Origin of the sequence: Enterobacter cloacae complex sp. P1B, assembly GCF_014982345.1 — a bacterium.
GTDB classification, from domain to species: domain Bacteria; phylum Pseudomonadota; class Gammaproteobacteria; order Enterobacterales; family Enterobacteriaceae; genus Enterobacter; species Enterobacter bugandensis.
Genome location: NZ_JADCLF010000016.1, coordinates 14,208 through 37,296 on the forward strand (window position 1 = coordinate 14,208; position 23,089 = coordinate 37,296).

24 protein-coding genes are annotated in these 23,089 nt (G+C 55.3%); 8 read left to right on the forward strand and 16 right to left on the reverse strand.

Annotation, left to right across the window (positions count from 1 at the left end):
- Window positions 1-57 precede the first annotated feature (57 nt).
- Both INF77_RS18700 and INF77_RS18705 read right to left on the reverse strand, forming a co-directional pair.
- Window positions 58-942: a nucleoside-specific channel-forming protein Tsx gene (locus INF77_RS18700; RefSeq protein WP_028012146.1), complete on the reverse strand. Its 885-nt coding sequence runs from the start codon at window positions 940-942 to the stop codon at window positions 58-60.
- A 270-nt stretch (window positions 943-1,212) separates the two neighbouring features.
- Complete coding sequence (locus tag INF77_RS18705) at window positions 1,213-1,752, reverse strand: DUF3251 domain-containing protein (protein ID WP_193532868.1); 540 nt, start codon at window positions 1,750-1,752, stop codon at window positions 1,213-1,215.
- A 152-nt stretch (window positions 1,753-1,904) separates the two neighbouring features.
- Here INF77_RS18705 and nrdR point away from each other — a divergent pair, with 152 nt between their 5' ends.
- The 5 genes from nrdR to thiL all read left to right on the forward strand — a co-directional run bounded on the left by nrdR (window position 1,905) and on the right by thiL (window position 5,510).
- The gene (gene nrdR / locus INF77_RS18710) at window positions 1,905-2,354 is read left to right on the forward strand and encodes a transcriptional regulator NrdR (protein ID WP_193532869.1); all 450 of its coding nucleotides are present in this window, start codon (window positions 1,905-1,907) and stop codon (window positions 2,352-2,354) included.
- A gap of 4 nt (window positions 2,355-2,358) precedes the next feature.
- Window positions 2,359-3,462, forward strand: coding sequence for a bifunctional diaminohydroxyphosphoribosylaminopyrimidine deaminase/5-amino-6-(5-phosphoribosylamino)uracil reductase RibD (ribD, locus tag INF77_RS18715; RefSeq protein ID WP_193532870.1), 1,104 nt, complete (start codon window positions 2,359-2,361; stop codon window positions 3,460-3,462).
- An 87-nt stretch (window positions 3,463-3,549) separates the two neighbouring features.
- Complete coding sequence (gene ribE, locus INF77_RS18720) at window positions 3,550-4,020, forward strand: 6,7-dimethyl-8-ribityllumazine synthase (protein ID WP_006176874.1); 471 nt, start codon at window positions 3,550-3,552, stop codon at window positions 4,018-4,020.
- Window positions 4,021-4,041: 21 nt separating this feature from the next.
- Window positions 4,042-4,461 (forward strand): transcription antitermination factor NusB, encoded by a 420-nt coding sequence (nusB, locus tag INF77_RS18725; protein ID WP_006809908.1) that lies wholly within the window; start codon window positions 4,042-4,044, stop codon window positions 4,459-4,461.
- A 77-nt stretch (window positions 4,462-4,538) separates the two neighbouring features.
- On the forward strand, window positions 4,539-5,510 hold the full coding sequence (thiL, locus tag INF77_RS18730) for a thiamine-phosphate kinase (RefSeq protein WP_193532871.1): 972 nt from the start codon (window positions 4,539-4,541) through the stop codon (window positions 5,508-5,510).
- A gap of 49 nt (window positions 5,511-5,559) precedes the next feature.
- On the opposite strand, the gene INF77_RS18735 is transcribed toward thiL, so the two are convergent.
- From INF77_RS18735 to xseB, 4 genes are all read right to left on the reverse strand, one after another.
- The gene (locus tag INF77_RS18735; protein WP_193532872.1) at window positions 5,560-6,534 is read right to left on the reverse strand and encodes an aldo/keto reductase; all 975 of its coding nucleotides are present in this window, start codon (window positions 6,532-6,534) and stop codon (window positions 5,560-5,562) included.
- 62 nt (window positions 6,535-6,596) lie between these two features.
- On the reverse strand, window positions 6,597-8,459 hold the full coding sequence (gene dxs / locus INF77_RS18740) for a 1-deoxy-D-xylulose-5-phosphate synthase (protein WP_193532873.1): 1,863 nt from the start codon (window positions 8,457-8,459) through the stop codon (window positions 6,597-6,599).
- Between the two features lie 24 nt (window positions 8,460-8,483).
- Window positions 8,484-9,383 (reverse strand): (2E,6E)-farnesyl diphosphate synthase, encoded by a 900-nt coding sequence (gene ispA / locus INF77_RS18745; protein ID WP_041911085.1) that lies wholly within the window; start codon window positions 9,381-9,383, stop codon window positions 8,484-8,486.
- Window positions 9,384-9,626 carry an exodeoxyribonuclease VII small subunit gene (gene xseB / locus INF77_RS18750; RefSeq protein ID WP_003859094.1) on the reverse strand — a complete coding sequence of 81 codons (243 nt, stop codon included), beginning with the start codon at window positions 9,624-9,626 and terminating at the stop codon, window positions 9,384-9,386.
- 178 nt (window positions 9,627-9,804) lie between these two features.
- Here xseB and thiI point away from each other — a divergent pair, with 178 nt between their 5' ends.
- Window positions 9,805-11,253 (forward strand): tRNA uracil 4-sulfurtransferase ThiI, encoded by a 1,449-nt coding sequence (gene thiI / locus INF77_RS18755; protein ID WP_193532874.1) that lies wholly within the window; start codon window positions 9,805-9,807, stop codon window positions 11,251-11,253.
- An 87-nt stretch (window positions 11,254-11,340) separates the two neighbouring features.
- Here the strand turns inward: thiI and yajL are convergent, their stop codons facing one another.
- Window positions 11,341-11,934, reverse strand: a complete 594-nt coding sequence (gene yajL / locus INF77_RS18760; protein ID WP_045259897.1) for a protein deglycase YajL — start codon at window positions 11,932-11,934, stop codon at window positions 11,341-11,343.
- Window positions 11,897-12,808, reverse strand: coding sequence for a 2-dehydropantoate 2-reductase (panE, locus tag INF77_RS18765; RefSeq protein ID WP_041911083.1), 912 nt, complete (start codon window positions 12,806-12,808; stop codon window positions 11,897-11,899). The genes yajL and panE overlap by 38 nt, the downstream gene beginning before the upstream one ends.
- A gap of 121 nt (window positions 12,809-12,929) precedes the next feature.
- Between panE and INF77_RS18770 the strand changes: the two genes are divergently transcribed.
- Window positions 12,930-13,421: a YajQ family cyclic di-GMP-binding protein gene (locus INF77_RS18770; protein ID WP_023293165.1), complete on the forward strand. Its 492-nt coding sequence runs from the start codon at window positions 12,930-12,932 to the stop codon at window positions 13,419-13,421.
- Window positions 13,422-13,453: 32 nt separating this feature from the next.
- Here INF77_RS18770 and INF77_RS18775 read toward each other — a convergent pair whose 3' ends face one another.
- The 8 genes from INF77_RS18775 to INF77_RS18810 form a co-directional block, all read right to left on the reverse strand.
- The gene (locus tag INF77_RS18775; RefSeq protein ID WP_193532875.1) at window positions 13,454-14,815 is read right to left on the reverse strand and encodes an MFS transporter; all 1,362 of its coding nucleotides are present in this window, start codon (window positions 14,813-14,815) and stop codon (window positions 13,454-13,456) included.
- 148 nt (window positions 14,816-14,963) lie between these two features.
- A complete protein-coding gene (gene cyoE, locus INF77_RS18780; RefSeq protein WP_003859062.1) occupies window positions 14,964-15,851 on the reverse strand; it encodes a heme o synthase in 888 nt (295 codons plus the stop codon).
- A gap of 11 nt (window positions 15,852-15,862) precedes the next feature.
- Window positions 15,863-16,189, reverse strand: a complete 327-nt coding sequence (locus tag INF77_RS18785) for a cytochrome o ubiquinol oxidase subunit IV (protein ID WP_006176899.1) — start codon at window positions 16,187-16,189, stop codon at window positions 15,863-15,865.
- Window positions 16,189-16,803 carry a cytochrome o ubiquinol oxidase subunit III gene (locus tag INF77_RS18790; RefSeq protein ID WP_003859057.1) on the reverse strand — a complete coding sequence of 205 codons (615 nt, stop codon included), beginning with the start codon at window positions 16,801-16,803 and terminating at the stop codon, window positions 16,189-16,191. Before INF77_RS18790 ends, INF77_RS18785 begins: the two co-directional genes overlap by 1 nt.
- Complete coding sequence (gene cyoB, locus INF77_RS18795; RefSeq protein WP_028012157.1) at window positions 16,793-18,784, reverse strand: cytochrome o ubiquinol oxidase subunit I; 1,992 nt, start codon at window positions 18,782-18,784, stop codon at window positions 16,793-16,795. The genes INF77_RS18790 and cyoB overlap by 11 nt, the downstream gene beginning before the upstream one ends.
- A 16-nt stretch (window positions 18,785-18,800) precedes the next feature.
- Window positions 18,801-19,748: a cytochrome o ubiquinol oxidase subunit II gene (gene cyoA / locus INF77_RS18800; protein WP_008503322.1), complete on the reverse strand. Its 948-nt coding sequence runs from the start codon at window positions 19,746-19,748 to the stop codon at window positions 18,801-18,803.
- A gap of 478 nt (window positions 19,749-20,226) precedes the next feature.
- On the reverse strand, window positions 20,227-21,702 hold the full coding sequence (gene ampG, locus INF77_RS18805) for a muropeptide MFS transporter AmpG (RefSeq protein WP_028012159.1): 1,476 nt from the start codon (window positions 21,700-21,702) through the stop codon (window positions 20,227-20,229).
- A 45-nt stretch (window positions 21,703-21,747) separates the two neighbouring features.
- A complete protein-coding gene (locus INF77_RS18810; protein WP_028012160.1) occupies window positions 21,748-22,326 on the reverse strand; it encodes a lipoprotein in 579 nt (192 codons plus the stop codon).
- A 306-nt stretch (window positions 22,327-22,632) separates the two neighbouring features.
- On the opposite strand from INF77_RS18810, the gene bolA reads away from it, so the two are divergent.
- A complete protein-coding gene (gene bolA / locus INF77_RS18815; RefSeq protein ID WP_003859051.1) occupies window positions 22,633-22,950 on the forward strand; it encodes a transcriptional regulator BolA in 318 nt (105 codons plus the stop codon).
- The last annotated feature ends 139 nt before the right edge of the window (window positions 22,951-23,089 follow it).

Genomic DNA, 23,089 nt, shown 5'->3' on the forward strand with positions numbered 1-23,089 from the left:
CCTCTCCCGTGGGAGAGGGAAGGGGTGAGGGCACCAGCCCGCACAATCCCGCATTGATTAGAAGTTGTAACCCACGACCAGGTAACCACCCCAGCCGGTAGAGCGGACGCTAAAGTCGCCGTTACCGAAGTTCAGGCTCGCGTCGTCGTTCCACTGGCCACCGTTGTGCCAGTAACGCGCAACAACAGAGTAGTGCCAGTGATCGTAGTTCAGCGCCAGGATGTGGCTGGAGGCGATGGAATCGTTGGTACGCGCTTTCTTGCCGTTCAGGTCACGGAAATCGTCGTCGCCCAGGTCTGAGCCCCAGTCAAAGTTAGTGAAACCGATGTAGCTCAGATTACCGCCCCACAGCTGGGTAATTGGCACGAAGTATTTCACTTTGAAACGGTAACCGTCCCACTCGTTTTCATTCGCTGCGCCGTAGTTCTGCCACTGGTATTTTGCATACACGTTCAGGGACAGGCTCATCGGCAGGCCGGTGTCAATGTCAGTACCCAGACCCATATACCAGGTGCTCTGACGACCGGACTTATTGCGGCCCATGTCGTAGATGTAGTTGTTTGCGAAGTACCACTCTTTGAACGGACCAAACGCCAGGCTGGTACCGGTCAGTTTGTCGATGGAGAAGCGCGGTTCAATCTCCATGAACAGTGGGGAACCGTGGTTCCAGATACCTTTCGCATCGGTGTTACCACCGAAGAACACAGGCGCATCCATATAGCCGTAGAAATCAAACCAGTCTTTCTTGGCGAACGCTTCATATTCCAGGTAGGTATCGTTGCGGATCTGCGGTCCGAAACGGGTGTGGTAGCTGCCTACCACGTTAACGCTCTGGTGCCACCAGTCGGAGAGGTATTGTGGTTTCTCGTTTTCCGCTGCGTTAACAGTGAAAGAGGAGGACAGTGCCAGAACTGCACCGGCTGCGAGTAATGTTTTTTTCATAATCATGCCACTGATTGAAATTCCCTTCCGGGAGTGAAAAATGCGCGAATTGCGTTTCTAAATATTTCGTGTTTCTGCGGTGCCTATTATAGGAATCCCTGCTCACAAAAATATGTGTTGTTTCACATATCTCTCACACGCGTAATCGATTGCGTTCACGTTTGCGTACTTTAAACGGCCGGGATTGTAGCGGCAATCATTTCTGTTGCCAATCCATACGAAATGTAAATGTTAGCGGAGTGACATTTCACTCCGCTCAAAAGGAAGGGATTACTGCGCGGCAGGTTGGATGTCGTGAATGCGGATAAAGCCTAACTGCTCAGGCGTAAGTCCGCTTAGCTGAAGTGGAAGATCCACATCGCTGGGCGCTAAGACGCTGGCCGGAGCGGTGAACAGCTGGTTCTTCACGTTCACCTCCTGGTAGCTCTCCGTGGTGCCCTGGATCTGGCCCCACTCTACGGTGCCGCTGAAGGCGGGCAGCGGCTCGTTGGACTCACCGTGAATACGTAATGTTGCGCGCGTACCATCCGCATTCGCCGCCACATTCACCAGAGACATCTTCAGCGTGCCAATCTGGCTGTTAAGCAGGGCAGGCGTATTCGCTCCTGGCAGCAGATATACCCCGCTGGTGGATTTAGCGTTCAGCGCGTTTTGCTGGGTGATCTTCACCGTTTCTTTGTTCAGTTTGTCCATCGCCGTGTTGAGCGTATTCACGCTTTGTTTCATCTGGCGGACTTCGGTTTGCTGTGCACAGGCACTAAGGGTGAAGAGGCTCCCCACCAGTAAAATTTTCAGGTAACGTCTTGTCATAGCGTTTATTCCTTGAAATGACGGATCCCCATAATGGTAGCCAGCAACGTACCGCCGGACATAGATCCTTTATCTCAAAAAAGCTCCTCCTTTGTTGTCGGGCCAGATCAGGGTAAAATGAAAATCAGTTAACCAGATAACAGGGATACCGTATGCATTGCCCATTCTGCTCCGCTGTGGATACCAAAGTCATCGACTCTCGCCTTGTGGGCGAAGGGTCTTCTGTGCGCCGTCGTCGGCAGTGTCTGGTGTGCAGCGAGCGTTTCACGACCTTTGAGGTTGCAGAGCTGGTAATGCCGCGCGTGGTAAAAAGTAACGACGTGCGCGAGCCGTTTAACGAAGAGAAACTGCGCAGCGGAATGCTGAAGGCCCTCGAAAAACGGCCCGTCAGCGCGGATGATGTCGAAATGGCGTTAAACCACATTAAATCTTACCTGCGTGGCCTGGGCGAGCGTGAAGTGCCGAGCAAAATGATCGGCAACCTGGTGATGGAGCAGCTGAAAAAGCTCGATAAGGTCGCCTATATCCGCTTCGCCTCTGTCTACCGCAGTTTCGAAGATATCAAAGAGTTTGGCGAAGAGATCGCCCGCTTACAGGATTAAGCCCATGCAGGATGAGAAGTACATGGCACGAGCCATGAAGCTGGCGCAGCGCGGTCGTTTTACCACCCATCCTAACCCCAACGTCGGGTGCGTTATCGTGAAAGATGGCGAGATCGTGGGGGAAGGGTTTCACTATCGCGCAGGCGAGCCGCATGCTGAAGTGCATGCCCTGCGTATGGCGGGGGAGAAAGCGCGAGGCGCGACGGCCTACGTGACGCTGGAGCCCTGCAGCCACCACGGGCGCACGCCGCCGTGCTGTGAAGCGCTGATTGCGGCAGGGGTTTCGCGCGTGGTCGCCGCTATGCAGGATCCTAACCCGCAGGTGGCGGGCCGCGGCCTGTATCGTCTGCAACAGGAAGGGATCGATGTCAGCCACGGCCTGATGATGCAAGATGCGGAAGCCATCAACAAAGGCTTCCTGAAGCGCATGCGCACCGGCTTCCCGTTTATTCAGCTCAAGCTGGGCGCCTCGCTGGACGGCCGTACGGCAATGGCGAACGGTGAAAGCCAGTGGATCACCTCGCCGCAGGCAAGGCGCGATGTGCAACGTCTGCGTGCGCAAAGCCATGCTATCCTCACCAGCAGTGAAACCGTTCTGGCTGACGATCCGGCCATGACCGTGCGCTGGGATGAGCTGAATGCCGATACCCAGGCGCTTTATCCGCAGGAGAACCTGCGCCAGCCGCTGCGTATTATTATTGATAGCCAGAACCGCGTGACCCCGGAGCACCGCATCGTGCATCAGCCGGGTGAAACCTGGATTGCGCACACCAAAGAAGATACGCGCGAATGGCCGGAAGGCGTGCGCAGCATTATGGTGCCGGAGCATAACGGACATCTGGATCTCGTGGTGCTGATGATGTTGCTCGGCAAGCAGCAGGTGAACAGTATCTGGGTCGAAGCCGGTCCGACGCTCGCGGGCGCGCTGCTCCAGGCGGGGCTGGTGGATGAACTGCTCGTCTACGTTGCGCCTAAACTGTTAGGTCACGACGCGCGCGGCCTGTTTGTGCTGCCTGGCCTTGAAAAACTGGCCGACGCACCGCAACTCACATTCAGCGAGATTCGTCCGGTGGGTCCGGATGTCTGCCTCCATTTAACGACAGCGTAATTGCTCCCGAAATAGGGAAGCAGTGCGCAAAGTATTATGATAAAATCCGCCCCCCTGCGGGGCCAAATGAACCCGTAAAGGAAGAGTATGAACATTATTGAAGCTGCTGTAGCTACCCCGGACGCTCGCGTCGCCATCACCATTGCGCGTTTCAACAACTTCATCAACGATAGCCTGCTGGAAGGTGCGATTGACGCCCTGAAACGTATCGGCCAGGTTAAAGATGACAACATTACCGTTGTTTGGGTTCCAGGCGCTTATGAACTGCCACTGGCGGCGGGCGCGCTGGCGAAAACCGGTAAATATGACGCGGTGATTGCGCTGGGTACCGTTATTCGTGGCGGCACTGCGCACTTCGAATACGTTGCGGGCGGTGCAAGCAACGGTCTGGCACACGTTGCGCAGGATGCTGAAATTCCTGTCGCGTTCGGCGTGCTGACCACCGAAAGTATTGAACAAGCCATCGAACGTGCTGGCACCAAAGCCGGTAACAAAGGTGCAGAAGCTGCACTGACCGCGCTTGAAATGATCAATGTATTGAAAGCCATTAAGGCCTGATTTTTTTGTAAGGGGAATTCCGTGAAACCTGCTGCTCGTCGCCGCGCCCGTGAATGTGCCGTCCAGGCACTTTACTCCTGGCAGTTGTCCCAGAACGACATCGCTGATGTTGAATACCAGTTCCTGTCAGAACAGGACGTGAAAGACGTTGACGTTCTGTACTTCCGTGAACTGCTGTCGGGAGTGGCGACTAATAGCGCGTATCTCGATGGCCTGATGAAGCCATACCTGTCCCGTTTGCTCGAAGAGCTGGGTCAGGTGGAAAAAGCAGTGTTGCGTATCGCGCTGTTTGAGCTGTCTAAACGTGATGATGTGCCGTACAAAGTGGCCATCAACGAAGCGATCGAACTGGCGAAAACCTTCGGCGCTGAAGACAGCCATAAGTTCGTTAACGGCGTACTTGATAAAGCCGCACCTGCGATCCGTCCCCACAAAAAGTGATCCGCAAACCGGAGTTCTGCATTGCCTGACGGGCAGTGCGGCTCCGGTTTTTTCTTTTATTTGCTGAGGCATAACGTATGGCATGCGGCGAATTCTCCCTGATTGCCCGTTATTTCGACCGTGTCAGAACCTCTCGTCTTGATGTTGAAACCGGCATTGGCGATGACTGTGCACTTCTCAATATTCCTGAAAAGCAGACGCTGGCAATCAGCACCGACACCTTAGTGTGCGGACGTCATTTCTTACCTGATATCGATCCTGCCGATCTGGCGTATAAAGCGCTGGCGGTCAACGTCAGCGATCTGGCGGCAATGGGCGCCGACCCGGCCTGGCTGACGCTGGCTCTGACGCTGCCGGAGGTGGATGAAGCCTGGCTTGAAGCGTTCAGCGATGCGCTGTTTGAACAGCTGAACTACTACGATATGCAGCTGATTGGCGGCGATACGACTGCCGGGCCGCTGTCGATGACGCTGGCGATCCACGGCTATGTGCCGCTCGGTCGCGCGCTGAAGCGCTCGGGCGCTAAACCGGGCGACTGGATCTACGTGACCGGTACGCCGGGAGACAGCGCGGCAGGGCTGGCGATCCTTCAGGAACGCTTAAACGTGACGGACGCTGACGATGCGGCGTATCTGGTGAAGCGCCACCTGCGCCCGACACCGCGTATTCTGCACGGTCAGGCGCTGCGCGAGCGGGCCAGTTCGGCTATCGATCTCTCTGACGGTCTCATCTCGGACCTCGGCCATATCCTGAAGGCCTGCGGGGTGGGCGCGCGCGTTGACCTGGATCTGTTCCCGCTTTCGGAGCAACTGCTTCGCCATGTGGAGCCTGAGCAGGCGCTGCGCTGGGCGCTCTCCGGTGGGGAAGACTACGAGCTGTGTTTCACGGTGCCAGAGTTGAACCGTGGAACGCTGGATGTGGCATTAGCCCATCTTGGCGCAAAGTTTACCTGCATCGGTCAGATCATGCCGGAGAGTGAAGGGCTGAAGTTTGTGAAAGACGGTGCGCCCGTTACGCTGGACTGGAAAGGGTACGATCACTTCGGGTAAGTTTGTGCGCTCAGTATTGCCGGGTAAGCGTACGCCACCCGGCAAGTGTTTACTTAAACCCCACCACCGGATGCTGCTGATACGGCGTCTCCAGCTCGGCAACCTGCTCCGGCTTCAGCGATAAATCCACCGCGCTTAACAACTCGTCCAGCTGTTCTTCCCGCGATGTACCAATAATCGGTGCGGCGACACCCCGCTTGCCCAGCAGCCACGCCAGCGCCACCTGCGCGCGCGTTGCGCCGATATCGTCGGCGATCCCGGCTAAACGTTCGGCAATCAGCGCATCGCTGGCTTCGGTACCGGAATAAAGATTTTTACCCACTTCATCCGATACCAGCCGCGCCGTGGTTTCTCCCCACGGACGAGTTAAGCGTCCGCGCGCCAGCGGGCTCCACGGGATCACCGCCACGCCTTCCTGGTAGCAGAGCGGCAACATCTCGCGTTCTTCTTCCCGGTAAATCAGGTTGTAGTGATCCTGCATGGTGACAAAGCGTGCCCAGCCGTGCTGCGCCTGGAGATCGAGCGCCTGAGCAAACTGAGATGCGTGCATTGACGACGCGCCGATATAGCGCGCTTTACCCGCTTTCACGACATCGTTCAGCGCTTCAAGCGTCTCTTCAATTGGCGTGTTGTAATCCCAGCGGTGAATTTGCAGCAGGTCGACGTAATCCATGTTCAGGCGTCTGAGGCTGTCATCAATGGAGCGCAGGATCTGCGCGCGAGAGAGGCCTTCAGCCAGATCGCCTGACGGGTAGTACACCTTGGTGGCGACCACAATCTCATCCCGACGAGCAAAATCACGCAGAGCGCGGCCCACAATCTCTTCGCTGCTGCCGTCAGAGTAGCTGTTGGCGGTATCGAAGAAGTTGATGCCGCCGTCTATGGCGCGCTTGATGATAGGGCGGCTGCTCTCTTCCGGCAGCGTCCAGGCGTGATTTCCCCGGTCAGGCTCGCCAAAGGTCATGCAGCCCAGGCAAAGCCGGGACACCTTGAGGTCCGTTTTTCCTAATGTCGTGTATTGCATGGTTCCGCTCCTGCTGTTTAAACAATACGTTTAAGCATAGCAGGAGCAGAAAAGGGGAGGGATCAGGCCAGCCAGCTGCGGATTCTGGCTTCGATACCGGCGGCGTCCAGGCCGATGTCGGCACGCGCCTCGTCCTGAGTGCCTTGCGGGATGAAGTGGTCCGGCAGGCCGAGGTTCAGCACCGGAACCAATTTACGGTTCGCCATCAGTACCTCGTTAACGCCGCTGCCCGCACCGCCCATGATGGCGTTCTCTTCCAGCGTGACCAGCACGTCATGGCTTTCCGCCATGCTCAGAATCAGAGACTCATCGAGCGGCTTCACAAAGCGCATATCCACCAGCGTCGCGTTCAGGGCTTCAGCGACTTTTGCCGCTTCCGGCATCAGCGTACCAAAGTTCAGGATCGCCACTTTTTCGCCGCGACGTTTCACCAGACCTTTACCGATCTCCAGTTTTTCCAGCGGCTGTAGTTCAACGCCAAGGGCATTGCCGCGTGGATAACGTACCGCGCAGGGGCCGTCCTGATAGTGGTAGCCGGTATACAGCATCTGACGACACTCGTTTTCGTCGCTTGGCGTCATGATGACCATGTCCGGGATGCAGCGCAGGAAGGAGAGATCAAACGCCCCCTGGTGCGTCTGGCCGTCGGCCCCCACGATGCCCGCGCGGTCGATAGCAAACAGCACCGGCAGCTTCTGGATGGCAACGTCATGGATCACCTGGTCGTAGGCGCGCTGCAGGAAGGTGGAATAAATCGCTACCACCGGCTTGTAGCCGCCAATCGCCAGGCCCGCCGCGAAGGTGACCGCGTGCTGCTCGGCAATGGCGACGTCAAAATACTGGTCCGGGTATTTTTTGGAGAACTCGACCATGCCGGAGCCTTCACGCATAGCAGGCGTGACCGCCATCAGCTTGTTATCTTTTGCCGCCGTTTCGCACAGCCAGTCGCCAAAGATTTTTGAGTAGCTCGGCATTCCGCCGCTGCTTTTCGGCAGGCAGCCGCTGGTATGGTCGAACTTTGGCACCGCGTGGAAGGTGATCGGATCTTTCTCCGCCGGTTCGTAGCCACGCCCTTTTTTGGTCATGATATGCAGGAACTGCGGGCCTTTCAGGTCGCGCATGTTTTTAAGTGTGGACACCAGACCCAGCACATCGTGCCCGTCCACCGGGCCGATATAGTTAAAGCCCAGCTCTTCAAACAGCGTGCCCGGCACGACCATGCCTTTGATGTGTTCTTCGGTACGCTTGAGCAGCTCTTTGATCGGCGGCACGCCGGAGAAAACTTTTTTCCCGCCTTCCCGCAGCGACGAGTAAAGCTTGCCGGAAAGCAGCTGCGCCAGATGGTTGTTCAGCGCGCCGACGTTCTCGGAGATCGACATTTCGTTATCGTTGAGGATAACCAGCATGTCCGGCTTGATATCGCCCGCGTGGTTCATGGCTTCAAAAGCCATCCCGGCGGTGATCGCCCCGTCGCCAATCACGCAGACGGTGCGGCGCTGCTTGTTCTCTTTCTCGGCGGCAACGGCAATACCGATGCCCGCAGAAATGGAGGTTGAGGAGTGGCCGACGCTCAGCACGTCATACTCGCTCTCACCGCGCCACGGGAACGGGTGCAGGCCGCCCTTCTGACGAATGGTGCCAATTTTATCGCGACGTCCGGTCAGAATTTTGTGCGGATAGGCCTGGTGGCCCACGTCCCAGATAAGCTGATCGAACGGCGTGTTATAGACGTAATGCAACGCCACGGTCAGCTCAACCGTGCCAAGCCCGGAGGCGAAGTGGCCGCTGGAGCGGCTAACGCTGTCGAGCAGGTAGCGACGCAGCTCGTCACACAGCTTCGGCAGACTCTCTTTCGGCAACAGACGTAACTCCTGGGTGGAGTCAACTAACGCCAGTGTCGGGTATTTGGCAATATCAAAACTCATCAAAGGCTCATCGAGATATATAGTTTATTTATCACGCTGGATTATATAGTCCGCTAGCGCTTCCAGTGCCGAGGTATCCAGCGATTGCGCGGCCAGCTCATTCAGCGACTGGCGGGCATCGTCAATCAGATCCCGGGCTTTACGTTGGGCTTGCTCAAGACCCAGCAGGGCGGGATAGGTACTTTTGCCAAGCTGCTGGTCCGCACCCTGACGTTTACCCAATGTTGCAGTATCGCCCACCACATCCAGAATGTCATCCTGAACCTGGAATGCCAGACCGATACTTTCTGCGTATCTGTCCAGAATCGGCAGGGCTTTGCGCCCTTGCTCACCCGCGCTCAGCGCGCCCAGGCGAACGGCGGAACGAATAAGCGCGCCCGTCTTATGGCGATGAATACGCTCCAGCTGTTCCAGATTAACCTGACGTCCTTCCGCTTCAAGATCCAGCGCCTGACCGCCGCACATGCCGGCCACGCCGCTGGCCATTGCCAGTTCGGAGATCATCGCCAGGCGGTCGCGGTCGGCCACTTCCGCCATCGGCGCATCACTGAGAATCGAGAACGCCAGCGTCTGCAAGGCATCGCCCGCCAGAATGGCATTCGCCTCGCCAAACTTAATGTGGCAGGTTGGCTGACCCCGGCGCAGATCGTCGTCGTCCATCGCCGGGAGATCGTCGTGGATCAGCGAGTAGGCATGGATGCACTCCACGGCGGCAGCCGGGGCGTCCAGCGTATTATCGCTGATGCCAAACATGTTGCCCGTGGCATACACCAGGAACGGACGCAGGCGTTTTCCCCCTAAGAGTGCGCCATAGTGCATGGCTTCAACCAGTGGAGTGTTCTGAAAAGGCTGCGGCGCAATAAAACGGCGCAGGGCGTCGTTGGCGCGAACGACGCGCGCCTGAAGCGCGTTGGTAAAATCCATTTACTCGGCGTCCGGTGTGAATGGCGTGGTTTTAGCGTCTTCGCTGTCGGAAAGCAGGATCTGCACACGCTGCTCGGCCTGCTGGAGTTTTACCTGCCCCTGGCGCGCAAGCTGCACACCGCGCTCAAATTCGTTGAGGGCGTCTTCCAGCGGTAAATCGCCGCTCTCGAGGCGGGTAACAATCTGCTCAAGCTCACTCAGCGCAGTTTCAAAACTGGCCGGTGCGTCGTTCTTCTTCGGCATAGTGAATTAACTCTTATATTCTTCGCCCCAACATGGTAACGGACTCGGGGCAATTATCAAATAACGCGAGTGGCGCGATGGTGGTATACTTGCGCGCCTGGATGCAGCCACGGGTGTGGGCTGCTGTATCATTTTCCACTACAAGCCTTTATAAGCTTGCCTAAGAAACATTGCCGCCATGAAGTTTATCATTAAATTGTTCCCTGAAATCACCATCAAAAGCCAATCTGTGCGTTTGCGCTTTATTAAAATTCTCACCGGGAACATTCGTAACGTATTAAAACACTACGACGAAACGCTCGCCGTGGTGCGTCACTGGGACCACGTTGAAGTCCGCGCGAAAGACGAAAGCAAACGCCTTGATATTCGCGACGCGCTGACCCGTATTCCAGGTATTCACCATATTCTGGAAGTGGAAGACGTCCCGTTCAGCGATATGCACGATATCTTCGAAAAGGCGCTGGTACAGTACCGCGATCAGATCGAAGGCAAAACCTTCTGCGTGCGCGTGAAGCGTCGCGGTAAGCACGAGTTTAGCTCGATTGAAGTCGAGCGCTACGTCGGCGGCGGTCTGAACCAGCACGTTGAGACGGCGCGCGTGCGCCTGACTAACCCGGACGTCACCGTTAACCTTGAGATCGAGAACGATCGTCTGCTGCTGGTTAAGGGCCGTTATGAAGGTATTGGCGGTTTCCCGATCGGCACGCAGGAAGATGTGCTGTCGCTGATCTCAGGCGGCTTCGACTCCGGCGTCTCCAGCTACATGCTGATGCGTCGCGGCTGCCGCGTGCACTACTGCTTCTTCAACCTGGGCGGCGCGGCGCATGAAATTGGCGTTCGTCAGGTGGCGCATTACCTGTGGAACCGCTTCGGCAGTTCCCACCGCGTGCGTTTTGTGGCGATCAACTTTGAGCCGGTAGTGGGCGAAATCCTTGAAAAAGTGGACGACGGCCAGATGGGCGTGATCCTCAAACGTATGATGGTTCGCGCGGCGTCCAAAGTCGCCGAGCGCTATGGCGTGCAGGCGCTGGTCACCGGCGAAGCGCTGGGCCAGGTCTCCAGCCAGACGCTGACCAACCTGCGTCTGATCGACAACGTATCAGATACGCTGATCCTGCGTCCGCTGATCTCCCACGATAAAGAGCACATCATCGACCTGGCGCGCGAAATCGGCACCGAAGACTTTGCCCGCACCATGCCGGAATACTGCGGTGTGATCTCTAAAAGCCCGACCGTCAAGGCTGTGAAGGCGAAGGTCGAAGCGGAAGAAGAGAACTTCGATTTCAGCATCCTGGAAAGAGTAGTGGCAGAAGCGTCCAACATCGACATCCGCGAGATTGCCCAGCAGACCGAGCAGGAAGTGGTTGAAGTGGAAACCGTGAGCGGTTTCGGTGCGAACGATGCGATTCTGGATATCCGCTCCATTGACGAGCAGGATGACAAGCCGCTGAAGGTTGAAGGCGTAGAGGTGGTTTCTCTGCCGTTCTACAAGCTGAGCACTAAGTTTGGCGACCTCGATCAGAGCAAAACGTATCTGCTGTGGTGTGAGCGCGGGGTGATGAGCCGCCTGCAGGCGCTGTACCTGCGCGAGCAGGGATTCGCGAATGTGAAGGTGTATCGTCCGTAGCGTGCGGCCTGGTGCCCTCACATTAAAAACGGCAACCAAAGGTTGCCGTTTTGCTTTTAGCTCGCGCCACCCGGCTTTTTTTATGCACTACTCTTCATAGTAATTATAAATCCCCGCCGGCATCACCAGCGACGACGCCACTTCGTAGGCCTTCTCCCGCCCGACCAGCAGATCAATAATCTTTAAGCCAAAATCAATCGCGGTGCCGGGTCCCTGGCTGGTCAGCAGGTTGACGCGCGGATCCCAGACAACGCGTTTATCCACCCAATGCTCTTCCGGGATCGTATCCTTAAGCCCCGGGAAGCCGGTCATATTGCCGATGGGGAAGATGTCGTGCGGAATCAGAACTGTTCCAGCGGCGGCACAGATTGCCGCGACGATGCGGCCGGACAGATGAAACTGACGCACGGTTTCAACCAGCAGCGGGCTGTCGCGGAAACATTCCGCGCCTTTTAAGCCGCCGGGCAGGACGATGATGTCGTAATCGCCGTCAGCAACCTGGACAAGCGGTGCGTCTGCCAGGATTTTCACCCCTCGTGAACAGGTGATTGCCAGATTGCCGTCGCTGGCTACGCTGGCGGTTGTTACCTTAATGCCGCCACGTACCAGTAAATCAATGGTGGTGACCGCTTCCATCTCTTCGCTACCAGGAGCGAGGCAAATCAGTGCCGACGCGCTCATATTCACTCTCCTTACGTTTAACCAGGTCATACAGACGGGCGTTTTCCGGCACGGCGATGCCGTGCGAGCGGGCGCGCTTTAGCAGATAGCCGGTAATGTAATCTATCTCCGTATGGCGTAATGCCCGAACGTCCTGCAGCATCGAGGAGATGTTCTCAGCCGTACTCTCAATAACCTGCTCGACATAACAGCGTAAATCCTCTGCTGAGGTGTGCAGGCCTTCTCGCTCAATGACCGACGCGACTTCTGCACACAGGGATGCCACCTCCTGCGGATGGTTTTTCAGTTCCCCGTTCGGGCAGTTCCACAGCGCCGTCAGCGGATTGATCACGCAGTTTACAGCCAGCTTGCGCCACAGCTGAGGGCGGATGTTGTTGTGCCAGGCGACGTCCGGCAAGACCTTTTGCAGAACATCGGCCAGATAGCTGTAGTCGCCATCCTGTGTTCTGGCCGGGCCGATGTGCGTCACGCCGCTGGCGACATGCACGATAATAGTCCCGTCGCGACGCGCAGCGTGGGTGGTGGTCGCCATTAGCAGAGGCTGCGGGACGCTTTTCAGCTCATCAAGGGTTCCCATACCGTTATGCAGCAGCAGAATGGGGGACGTGGGGGGGAGCTGCGCGGCCAGAGTCTTAACCGCATCTGAGACCTGCCATGCCTTGAGCGTCACCAGCAACAGGTCGCTTTGCGCCAGGAAATCAGGATCGTTCGCGGTGAGAGATTCGTTAAAAATGCTTCCGTCTTCACCAATCAGGTTGACACTGCAATAGGGCTGGGGCACGCGCAGCCAGCCCTGAACCTCATGTCCGTGCTTGCACAGCGCGGTCAGCCACAGCTGGCCGAGCGCTCCGCATCCGAGCACCGTAATTTTCATTGTTCCTCCTCACCTGCAACTGCGCCAGGTGTTACAGCTTAATTATACAGCTAAGCTTCTGTTGAGTTATGCCTCGTAGCGGGTATTATGCAACGCAACAAAAGTGAAGGGAGAAGAAAAGATGCCATCTTTCGATATTGTTTCCGAAGTTGATATCCAGGAAGTTCGCAACGGCGTTGAGAACGCAACCCGCGAAGTTGAGTCACGTTTCGATTTTCGCGGCGTTGAGGCGTCGTTTGAGCTGAACGACGCAAATAAGACCATTAAGGTGCTGAGCGAGTCTGATTTCCAGGTGAATCAGCTGCTCGACATTCTGCGTGCCAAGCTGTTAAAACGTGGCATCGAAGGAACGTCTCTGGACGTGCCGGACGAGTTTGTCCACAGCGGTAAGAACTGGTTTGTAGAAGCCAAACTGAAGCAGGGCATCGAGAGCGCGGTGCAGAAGAAGATCGTGAAGCTTATTAAAGACAGCAAGCTGAAGGTGCAGGCGCAGATCCAGGGCGAAGAAATTCGCGTGACCGGTAAATCTCGCGATGACCTCCAGTCCGTGATGGCGCTGGTGCGCGGCGGGGATTTGGGACAGCCGTTCCAGTTTAAAAACTTCCGTGATTAAGACAAAAAAGCCCGGTTCAACCGGGCTTTTTTTCAGGCCTTCAGCGCCTGCTCCACCTCAAAGCGGTTCGTCACTTTGCTGTCAATTTTGACATAAGCGCTGCGCTCTTCGGGAACAATCAGTACCTCTGTGACCCCTTCTTTTCCTTCCAGACGCTGCTTCAGCGCGTCGCTAATCTCCACGTCATCCGGGATTTCTACCCGCAGGCTGCTCACGTAACGTGGCTCTTTCATGGTGCTGGCGACCAGCAGCCAGACTGTTGCCAGCAGCGCGCCCGCGAGAAATACGGTTTGTGAATCAAACAGGCCGTCGACCCAGCCGCCAAGCGAGCCGCCGATCGCCACGCCGAGGAACTGGCTGGTGGAGTAAATGCCCATTGCCGTGCCTTTGTAACCGGCGGGGGACTCTTTGCTGATCAGTGACGGCAGCAGCGCTTCCATCAGATTAAACGCCAGGAAGAACAACTGCACGCCTGCGATCAGCTCCCAGAAGTGCGGGCCGGCACCCCACAGCACGATCTCGGCAATCAGCAGTAACGCCACGCAGCCCACGAAGACGCGCTTCATTTTGCGCTTCACTTCGGCGTAGATGATGAACGGCACGACAGAGACAAACGAAATCAGCATCGTGACCAGATAAATTTTCCAGTGCTCGGCCGCCGGGAAACCTGCTGCGGCAAGCTGACCGGGCAGGGCAACAAAGGTGGACATCAGCAGAATATGCAGGCACATAATGCCGAAGTTAAGCTTTAGCAGACGCGGCTCGGCGATGACTTTGCTAAAGCAGCCTTTAACCATCCCGGATTCACGGTTAAGGACGTGATTTTTACTGTCTGGCACAACCCACAGGGTGAGTGCGATCCCGATGGTCGCCAGCACCGCAATCATCCAGAACAGGGCATGCAGACCCAGTTTGTGCGTAATGATGGGACCGAGCACCATCGCAATCGCAAACGTCACGCCAAAGCTCACGCCGATGAACGCCATCGCTTTGGTGCGGTTTTGCTCACGGGTTAAATCTGACAGCAGCGCCATCACCGCGGCGGCAATCGCACCGGACCCTTGCAGGGCGCGGCCAAGAATAATGCCCCAGATGGAGTGGGAGAGGGCGGCAATAACGCTCCCGAGCACAAAGACCAGCAGCCCGCCGACAATCAGCGGCTTGCGGCCCACCCGATCAGAGAGCAGGCCAAAAGGGATCTGGAAAATTGCCTGCGCCAGGCCGTAGATACCGATCGCCACACCAATCAGCGCTTCGCTGGCACCCTGTAACGCCATGCCATACGTGGTCAGAACGGGCAGGACCATAAACATGCCAAGCATCCGTAGCGAGAAAACAGTCCCTAAACCCCAGGTCGCACGCAGCTCGCCTGGCGTCATTTTATAATCGTTCATTACCACCTCAGTTCAAAAGCAGGCCATAGTGTAGTGCGGGGAAGGGGCGGGGTAAATAAAGGCTTATTTAACAAATATTACATGCGTAATTAATAGATTTCGTGAATAAAAAAGGGTGCCGAAGCACCCTTTTCATCATCACATAAACTTACCAGACGTAAGTCAGCAGGTTTTGCGAGTCCGGCACCATGAAGTCTACGGACATCATTACGGACAGGGAGGTGATGGCGACAATCGAGAACACAAACAGCTTGCGTGCCCAGACTTTGTCATCTTCCACCTTGTAGCCGCGCAGGGCCATGCCGAGCCACCAGACGCTCACCGCGGCCGCTACCACCAGATATTTATATCCGGCGTAACCGCCCAGAGAAAGCATCAGCGTTGCCACGGCAAAAGCGATGATGTAGAGCGTGATGTGGTTCTTGGCAACTGAAATGCCCTTCACGACCGGCAGAACCGGAATGTTCGCTGCCTGATAATCCTTGAAGCGGAAAATCGCGATGGCATAGGAGTGCGGCATCTGCCACAGGCTAAAGATAGCCAGCAGGATCAGCGCACCGCTGTCGAACTCGTTCGTGACGGCGCAGTAGCCAATCACCGGCGGCGCAGCGCCGGAGAGAGAACCAATCAGCGTGCCGTAGACGGAGTGACGCTTCATATACAGGCTGTAGACGCCTACATACACCACGAACCCCATCACCCCCAGCCAGCAGGCCAGCGGGTTAGCACCAAACCACAGCAGCATAAAGCCAGCAATACCCAGCAAGGTGGCGTACACCAGCGAGACGGAAGGGGCAATCAGGCCTTTAACCAGCACCCGATTTTTGGTCCTTTCCATCTTCTTGTCGATATCCATGTCGATGTAGTTGTTAAATACACAACCGGACGCAACCACCAGTGACACACCGACCAGCGTGTAAATAAAGAGGGTGTAATCAATGCTGCCTTTAGAGGCCAGCAGGAACCCTCCGATTACGGAGATCAGGTTGCCAAAGATGATGCCTGGTTTCGTGACTTGCAGGTATTGCTTAAACATACTCGCCGCTCTTAGTGAACCATCATGTTGTAGTTGAGGTTCCACATAATCCAGATGGAACCGACTACCAGGATAGCGATGATAATCACGGTAAAGATAAAGGCAGTCATATTCCAGCCTTCATCGGACTTGGTGTTCATGTGCAGGAAGCAAACCAGATGCACCAGAATCTGAATCACCGCGGTCACCAGGATTGCTCCCAGGATAACCGGCTTGGACGCAGAACCGCTCATCACCATCCAGAACGGGATCACCGTCAGGATGATCGACAGGATGAAACCTGTCATGTAGGTTTTTACGCTGCCGTGGGAAGCGCCATGATCGTTAGAATGACTCATTACATCGCCCCCATCAGATAGACAACAGAGAACACGCAGATCCATACCACGTCCAGGAAGTGCCAGAACAGGCTCAGGCACATGATACGGGTACGGTTAGTGCTGGTCAGGCCGCGGCGGGAGATCTGGAACATCAGTACTGCCATCCAGATCAGACCCGAGGTCACGTGCAGACCGTGGGTACCCACCAGCGCGAAGAACGCGGACAGGAAGCCACTGCGATCCGGACCGAAGCCTTCCATAATCAGGTGGTGGAATTCATAGATTTCCATCCCGATAAAGCCAGCACCAAACAGCCAGGTCAACGCCAGCCAGGAGACAACCTGGCTCTTGTTGTTTTTGTACATGGCGATAGCCGCCATGCCGTAGGTGATGGAGCTGAATAACAGCAGTGCGGTTTCAACCAGAACGAACGGCAGTTCAAAGATGTCCTTGCCGGTCGGGCCGCCCGCTGTGCCGTTCACCAGAACGGCATAGGTCGCGAACAGACAGCAGAACAGAATGCAGTCGCTCATCAGGTAGATCCAGAAACCGAAGACTTTGGTCGGTCCTGTATCATGGTGCGCATGTTCATGCGCGTGGGCAGTTGAGTGCGCCAGAGTATCAGTTGCCATTTTTCAGCCCCGCTTTAGAAATCTCGTCGAAATGCTGATTTTCCAGCTTTTCAACTTCACGGACTGGTACGTAGTAGTCCACGTCCTCGTCAAAGCTCTTCACAATCCAGCTGATTACGATGCCAGCGAAGCCAACAATCGCCATCCACCAGATGTGCCAGATCATTGCGAAACCAAATACCGTTGCGAAAGCGGCAATCACGATGCCCGCAGCGCTGTTTTTCGGCATATGGATCTCTTCGTAATGCTCAGGTTGCTTGTACGCTTCACCTTTTTCTTTCATTTCCCAGAATGCGTCACGCTCGTGAATGTGCGGCACTACGGCAAAGTTATAGAACGGTGGTGGAGAAGAGGTTGCCCACTCCAGCGTACGGCCACCCCATGGGTCACCGGTCAGGTCGCGGTTCAGGTTACGGTCGCGGATGGACACGTAGTACTGAATCAGCTGGCACAGAATACCGCAGGCAATCAGCGCTGCACCGCCCGCTGCAACCATCAGCATTGGGTGGAACTGCGGATCGATCTGCTGGCTCAGACGACGGGTCATACCCATGAAGCCCAGCACGTACAGCGGCATAAACGCCACGAAGAAGCCAATGATCCAGAACCAGAACGCGCGTTTACCCCAGGTTTCGTTCAGCGTGAAGCCAAACGCCTTAGGCCACCAGTAAGTCACACCTGCGAAGCAGCCGAAGACCACGCCGCCGATGATAACGTTATGGAAGTGCGCAATCAGGAACAGGCTGTTGTGCAGAACGAAGTCAGCACCTGGCACCGCCAGCAGTACGCCGGTCATCCCACCTACGGAGAAGGTCACGATGAAGCCGATGGTCCACAGCATTGCTGAGTGGAACACGATACGGCCCTGGTACATGGTGAACAGCCAGTTGAAGATCTTCACCCCGGTAGGGATGGCGATAATCATGGTGGTGATACCGAAGAAGGCGTTTACGTTCGCGCCCGCACCCATGGTAAAGAAGTGGTGCAGCCAAACGATGAACGACAGAACGGTAATACACACGGTTGCCCACACCAGAGAGGTGTAACCAAACAGACGCTTACGCGAGAAGGTTGCCGCGATTTCGGAGAACACACCGAAGACAGGCAGAACCAGAATGTACACTTCCGGGTGACCCCAGGCCCAAATCAGGTTGATGTACATCATCATGTTGCCACCCATATCATTCGTGAAGAAATGGGTGCCCAGGTAGCGGTCCAGGGTCAGCAGCGCGATGGTGACGGTCAGAATTGGGAACGACGCGATAATCAGTACGTTGGCGCACAGAGATGCCCAGGTAAATACCGGCATCTTGAACATCGTCATACCTGGTGCACGCATCTTCAGGATGGTCACGAAGAAGTTGATACCGGTCAGGGTGGTACCGACACCGGAGAGCTGAAGCGCCCAAATCCAGTAGTCAACGCCTACACCCGGACTGTACTCAATTCCCGAAAGCGGCGGGTAAGCCAGCCAGCCGGTCTGTGCGAATTCGCCCACGCCCAGTGACAGGTTAACCAGGATAACGCCGACAACCGTGAACCAGAAGCTCAAGTTGTTCAGGAACGGGAACGCTACGTCGCGCGCGCCAATCTGCAGCGGAACGACAACGTTCATCAGACCGATTACCAGCGGCATCGCCACGAAGAAGATCATGATAACGCCGTGGGCGGTAAAGATCTGATCGTAGTGGTGCGGTGGCAGGAAGCCGGCTTCGCCCGCAGACGCGAGTGCCTGCTGGCTACGCATCATGATTGCATCCGCAAAGCCACGAATTAACATGACGATACCGACGATGCAGTACATGATACCGAGTTTTTTGTGGTCAACCGAAGTCAGCCACTCATTCCACAGGTAGCTCCACTTACCGAAGTAAGTGATCAGGCCAACTAAGGCCGCGCCACCAATGATAATTGCAGCCACCGTAACCATGATAATCGGTTCATGGTAGGGCACTGCATCCAGTGTCAATTTTCCGAACATTTTCTTCCTCGGCCCCTTAGTGAGCGGTTTCCGCGTGGCTCATGTCCATGCCTTCCATACCTTCGTGCGCGCTGTGCTCGCCTTCTGGCTGGGTCATGTCCATGCTCTTGCCGTGATCCATAAATTTGCCAATAACGTCTTTGAACAAATCTGGTTTCACGTTAGAGAAGTACTCCACCTTGTTGTATTCGCTAGGTGCAGCCACTTTTTCGAACGCCGCCATGTCAGACATGGTGTTTGGAGACTGTTTCGCTTTTTCAACCCACTGGTCGAAAGCGGCACGGTCCGGCGTCGCAATAGCTTTGAACTTCATACCTGAGAAGCCCGGGCCGCTATAGCTGGCGGAGATACCATCGTAGGTGCCTGCTTCATTCGCGATCAGATGCAGGTTCGTCTGCATACCGGCCATCGCGTAAATCTGGCTACCCAGACGCGGGATGAAGAAGGAGTTCATTACGGAGTTGGAGGTCACTTTGAACTGAACCGGAGTGTTCGCCGGGAAGGCGATTTCATTCACGGTAGCAATGCCCTGCTCTGGATAGATGAAGAACCATTTCCAGTCCATGGAGACCACTTCAATGGTAATAGGTTTTTCATCGTGAACCAGCGGCTTGCTTGGCTCAAGTGCGTGAGTGGTTTTCCAGGTCAGTACGGCAAGGAACAGGATGATCAGGATAGGTACCGTCCAGACCACAGCTTCAACTTTGTTGGAGTGTGACCAGTTCGGGCTATACTTCGCATCTTTATTGCTCGCACGATACTTCCAGGCGAAACCAACAGCCATCAAAATGGCAGGAATAACCACAATCAACATCAGGCCAAAAGCCGTCAATATCAGTGAACGTTGTTCCAGTCCAATCTGTCCTTTGGGGTCTAGTAGTGCAGAATCACAGCCACTGAGTAATACAGTACCTGCGAATAATGACAACCATCCCAAACTTTTATTGTATTTCCTGAGTCTCATTTAACGACCTCAATTCCACGGGAGTCTGGTGGCGTTTAAAGTGTGCGGGCATTTTACGGGAAGGTTACATTACTGTAAACATCATTAGGCCTGTGTCAGGAAGGTGTTACCGGGTTCTGCCGCACGTGTCACAAGTGTTGCAGATTATGTCGGTTTTTATGACCGAAGCCGCATGATATGGGCTTTATAACGAAAGGACCCCCAAGCATACCCTAAAAGGGGCAATTGGTATAACCATTGTTAAAAATATACAAAAAATTAACAATTAATTATCAATAAAAAGACATCTAAAAAACGAAAAATCAAACTTTCCAATGCTGAATCGTTTAATGAAAAATAGCGTTTTGGAATTGGCTCCAATAATTTCCAAATCCTATCCCGCACAAAACAACAAATATTTTTTTTAGCGGCTGTTGGCTATTTCACCGTTATAATTTCGGTTAGTGATTACAACGGGAAATAACCTTTCACTTTTTCTTCAGGTCATCTGCGTTTTACGCAATGCCATAAAATCGAGCAAACCGCCCGTCAGGATCCCGGCGATGGCCAGCAGGGCTCCTGCATCCAGCAGAAGAGCTTCGAGGGGGAGCGCCAGAGACGTACTGGCGTTAACGATAAGTACCACAAGCCATAGCGCCAGCGCGCCGCAGCCCGCCATTAGCAGACGTAACGCAAATCGGTAGGCGCGATGATATTCAGTACGCGGCATAAAGTGTTCGGTCCGCTGGGTATATTCCAGCGTCTGGCGACACACCAGCAATAATAAAATCCCCGGCACGGCAGCCGCGACCGAGAAGAGATAAAACGTTGGCCAGCCGTGGGCTTCCACAAACCAGCCGGCAATCGGACCTACGTACACGCGGCCAACGGCCGAGAGCGCCGAGAGCAGCGCAAACTGCGTAGCGGAAAACGATTTATTGCACAGGGTCATCAGCAGGGCGACAAACGCCGCCGTCCCCATGCCGCCACAGAGATTTTCAAAGAACACCGCCGCGGCCATGCTGAACATATGCTTGTCAGTCACCGACAGCAGCCAGTAGCCCGCGTTAGATGCGCCCTGCAGGATGCCGAAGATCAGCAGCGCGCGGAACAGCGTCAGGCGCTGCATCAATACGCCGCCGTAAAGCGCACCGACGATGGTCGCAAACAGTCCCAGCGTTTTATTCACCACGCCCACTTCACCGGCATCAAAACCGACGCCGCGGATCAGGAAGGTGGTGGTCAGGCTCATGGCAAAGGCATCGCCCAGCTTATAAAGGACGATGAGCAGCAGGATCAGCCAGGCATTGTTGCGGCCAAAAAAGTCACGCAGCGGTTCGGCCACGGCCTGCTCCAGCGAGCGGGGAACCGGAATGACGTCGCTCGGTTCGGGTGCAAATAGCGTAGCGATAATGCAGGGGATGAGCAGGGCAGCCATCAGCCAGTACATACCCTGCCAGCCGAGATAACGGTCGGCCAGCCACAACGCCAGCCCGCCGGAGACCAGCATCCCGAGGCGATAGCCCAGCACGCTGATCGCCGCACCGGCACCGCGCTCTTCCGCAGGTAACACGTCCGTCTTCCAGGCGTCGAACACGATATCCTGAGAGGCGGAACAGAAGGCTATCACCACCGCAAGCGCGGCCATCCACCGGAGCTGTGTGGTCGGCTCAAGAAAGCCCATCGCCGCAATCGCCAGCAGCAGCAGGACCTGTGTCATCACTAACCAGCCGCGACGACGCCCCAGAAACGGCGGCGTATAGCGATCCATCACCGGCGACCACAAGAACTTAAAGACATACGCCTGACCGACAAGCGAGAAGAAACCAATGGTTTTGAGATCGATGTTCTCAACCGTCATCCACGCCTGAAGCGTGCCGGAGGTGAGCGCGAGGGGTAAACCGGAGGCAAAGCCGAGGATCAGCAGAATCGCTGATTTCGGTTGCTGGAAAATGCGTAAGTAGTGACTGGACATGTTCTTATGAACTGACCCGGTGAAGCACCGGGTCAGTGAGCAGGATTAACGTGCGTTCTGCTTGATAAAGTCGTGAATGCTGGTGTCCTGCGCCATATCGGCGATGGTGTCCGTCAGCACGCTGTTAACGGCGTTAGCAATATTCTTGTTAGAGGCCTGGAACGCGCCTTCAACAGAGTAGCTGGCGCGGTAGTTTTTGGTCATCTTGTTGCCGTTCTTCGCGGTGGCAATGATGGCGATATCCGCTTTGGTCGCAATGTTGTAGCGCACGTTGCCCTGAGAGACGTCTGCGTACAGGTTGTTGACGATAATCTGCAGATCAACCGCGCCGCTTGGGCCAATCATGTAGCCGCGAGCGGTCATTTGCTTCTCAAGCACTTCCTGCAGCAGGAAGCGCAGGTCGCGGGACGCGGTCAGCGTCACCTGCTGGTTGTCGCGGGTCACTTTTGCCAGCGCCTGGTCCTGACGCTGATCGGCACCGTTAATGCTCACGGTGACGCCCATCAGGCTTGGGTCCTGCTGAGGCAGGGTGATTTTTGGTGAGACATCAATAGTGGTAGGCGGAGTCGCACAGCCTGCCAGCATAAAAAGGGCTACCAACGGAAAGAAGAGTTTTTTAAACATTTTCAGGTTCTCAACGAATCGTAAGCATTAAAGAGAGAAAAATTGCCGCCATCATATCATCGACTACGGCCAGGGGAAGTGGTCAACGCATGTAAATTCATCGTCTTGTCTGAAAACTGACCAGCTCATCCTTTTTCTCCTCCCGCCAGAGACGACAGGTATGAGTCTCACAGTGAACTTCATGCATTTGAATGAGAAAATCAGACGAAAGCTAAATATTTGTTGTCAAGGTGTAATGGAAACGGTAAAAGCGGCTAACATTTAAAGGGATGGGTGACATCTTAGCGTTGTCGGAGGAGTAATTTCATGATGATACGTGAACAGATAGAAGAAAAATTAAGGGCAGCGTTCAACCCTGTGTTCCTCGAAGTCGTCGACGAAAGCTATCGTCATAACGTGCCGGCAGGTTCTGAAAGCCACTTTAAAGTGGTTCTGGTTAGCGATCGCTTCACGGGAGAACGTTTCCTGAACCGACATCGCCTGATCTACAGCACCTTGACGGAAGAACTCTCCACGACCGTGCATGCGCTGGCACTGCATACCTACACCATTAAGGAATGGGAAGGCTTGCAGGATACGGTTTTTGCGTCGCCGCCTTGTCGCGGTGCAGGCACCATCGCCTGATAAATCGGATTTGCAACGGCTGGAGCTTTTCCAGTATGTTGCTTACAGATTTCCTCAAAACGGCCTCCGGGCCGTTTTGTTTTGTCTGAGTTTTGAGCGGATGGTGCGATTTTAAGGCTAAAAATAGCCTTAAAGTGTG

What these genes read in the sequence shown, in the direction of transcription:
- INF77_RS18700 (WP_028012146.1), bottom strand. Translation starts at nt 942, where the DNA reads ATGAAAAAAACATTACTCGCAGCCGGTGCAGTTCTGGCACTGTCCTCC.
- INF77_RS18770 (WP_023293165.1), top strand. Translation starts at nt 12,930, where the DNA reads ATGCCATCTTTCGATATTGTTTCCGAAGTTGATATCCAGGAAGTTCGC.
- INF77_RS18785 (WP_006176899.1), bottom strand. Translation starts at nt 16,189, where the DNA reads ATGAGTCATTCTAACGATCATGGCGCTTCCCACGGCAGCGTAAAAACC.
- INF77_RS18705 (WP_193532868.1), bottom strand. Translation starts at nt 1,752, where the DNA reads ATGACAAGACGTTACCTGAAAATTTTACTGGTGGGGAGCCTCTTCACC.
- cyoA (WP_008503322.1), bottom strand. Translation starts at nt 19,748, where the DNA reads ATGAGACTCAGGAAATACAATAAAAGTTTGGGATGGTTGTCATTATTC.
- ribE (WP_006176874.1), top strand. Translation starts at nt 3,550, where the DNA reads ATGAACATTATTGAAGCTGCTGTAGCTACCCCGGACGCTCGCGTCGCC.
- INF77_RS18775 (WP_193532875.1), bottom strand. Translation starts at nt 14,815, where the DNA reads ATGAACGATTATAAAATGACGCCAGGCGAGCTGCGTGCGACCTGGGGT.
- ribD (WP_193532870.1), top strand. Translation starts at nt 2,359, where the DNA reads ATGCAGGATGAGAAGTACATGGCACGAGCCATGAAGCTGGCGCAGCGC.
- cyoE (WP_003859062.1), bottom strand. Translation starts at nt 15,851, where the DNA reads ATGTTTAAGCAATACCTGCAAGTCACGAAACCAGGCATCATCTTTGGC.
- yajL (WP_045259897.1), bottom strand. Translation starts at nt 11,934, where the DNA reads ATGAGCGCGTCGGCACTGATTTGCCTCGCTCCTGGTAGCGAAGAGATG.
- panE (WP_041911083.1), bottom strand. Translation starts at nt 12,808, where the DNA reads ATGAAAATTACGGTGCTCGGATGCGGAGCGCTCGGCCAGCTGTGGCTG.
- bolA (WP_003859051.1), top strand. Translation starts at nt 22,633, where the DNA reads ATGATGATACGTGAACAGATAGAAGAAAAATTAAGGGCAGCGTTCAAC.
- INF77_RS18810 (WP_028012160.1), bottom strand. Translation starts at nt 22,326, where the DNA reads ATGTTTAAAAAACTCTTCTTTCCGTTGGTAGCCCTTTTTATGCTGGCA.
- ampG (WP_028012159.1), bottom strand. Translation starts at nt 21,702, where the DNA reads ATGTCCAGTCACTACTTACGCATTTTCCAGCAACCGAAATCAGCGATT.
- ispA (WP_041911085.1), bottom strand. Translation starts at nt 9,383, where the DNA reads ATGGATTTTACCAACGCGCTTCAGGCGCGCGTCGTTCGCGCCAACGAC.
- dxs (WP_193532873.1), bottom strand. Translation starts at nt 8,459, where the DNA reads ATGAGTTTTGATATTGCCAAATACCCGACACTGGCGTTAGTTGACTCC.
- cyoB (WP_028012157.1), bottom strand. Translation starts at nt 18,784, where the DNA reads ATGTTCGGAAAATTGACACTGGATGCAGTGCCCTACCATGAACCGATT.
- INF77_RS18790 (WP_003859057.1), bottom strand. Translation starts at nt 16,803, where the DNA reads ATGGCAACTGATACTCTGGCGCACTCAACTGCCCACGCGCATGAACAT.
- thiI (WP_193532874.1), top strand. Translation starts at nt 9,805, where the DNA reads ATGAAGTTTATCATTAAATTGTTCCCTGAAATCACCATCAAAAGCCAA.
- INF77_RS18735 (WP_193532872.1), bottom strand. Translation starts at nt 6,534, where the DNA reads ATGCAATACACGACATTAGGAAAAACGGACCTCAAGGTGTCCCGGCTT.
- nrdR (WP_193532869.1), top strand. Translation starts at nt 1,905, where the DNA reads ATGCATTGCCCATTCTGCTCCGCTGTGGATACCAAAGTCATCGACTCT.
- xseB (WP_003859094.1), bottom strand. Translation starts at nt 9,626, where the DNA reads ATGCCGAAGAAGAACGACGCACCGGCCAGTTTTGAAACTGCGCTGAGT.
- thiL (WP_193532871.1), top strand. Translation starts at nt 4,539, where the DNA reads ATGGCATGCGGCGAATTCTCCCTGATTGCCCGTTATTTCGACCGTGTC.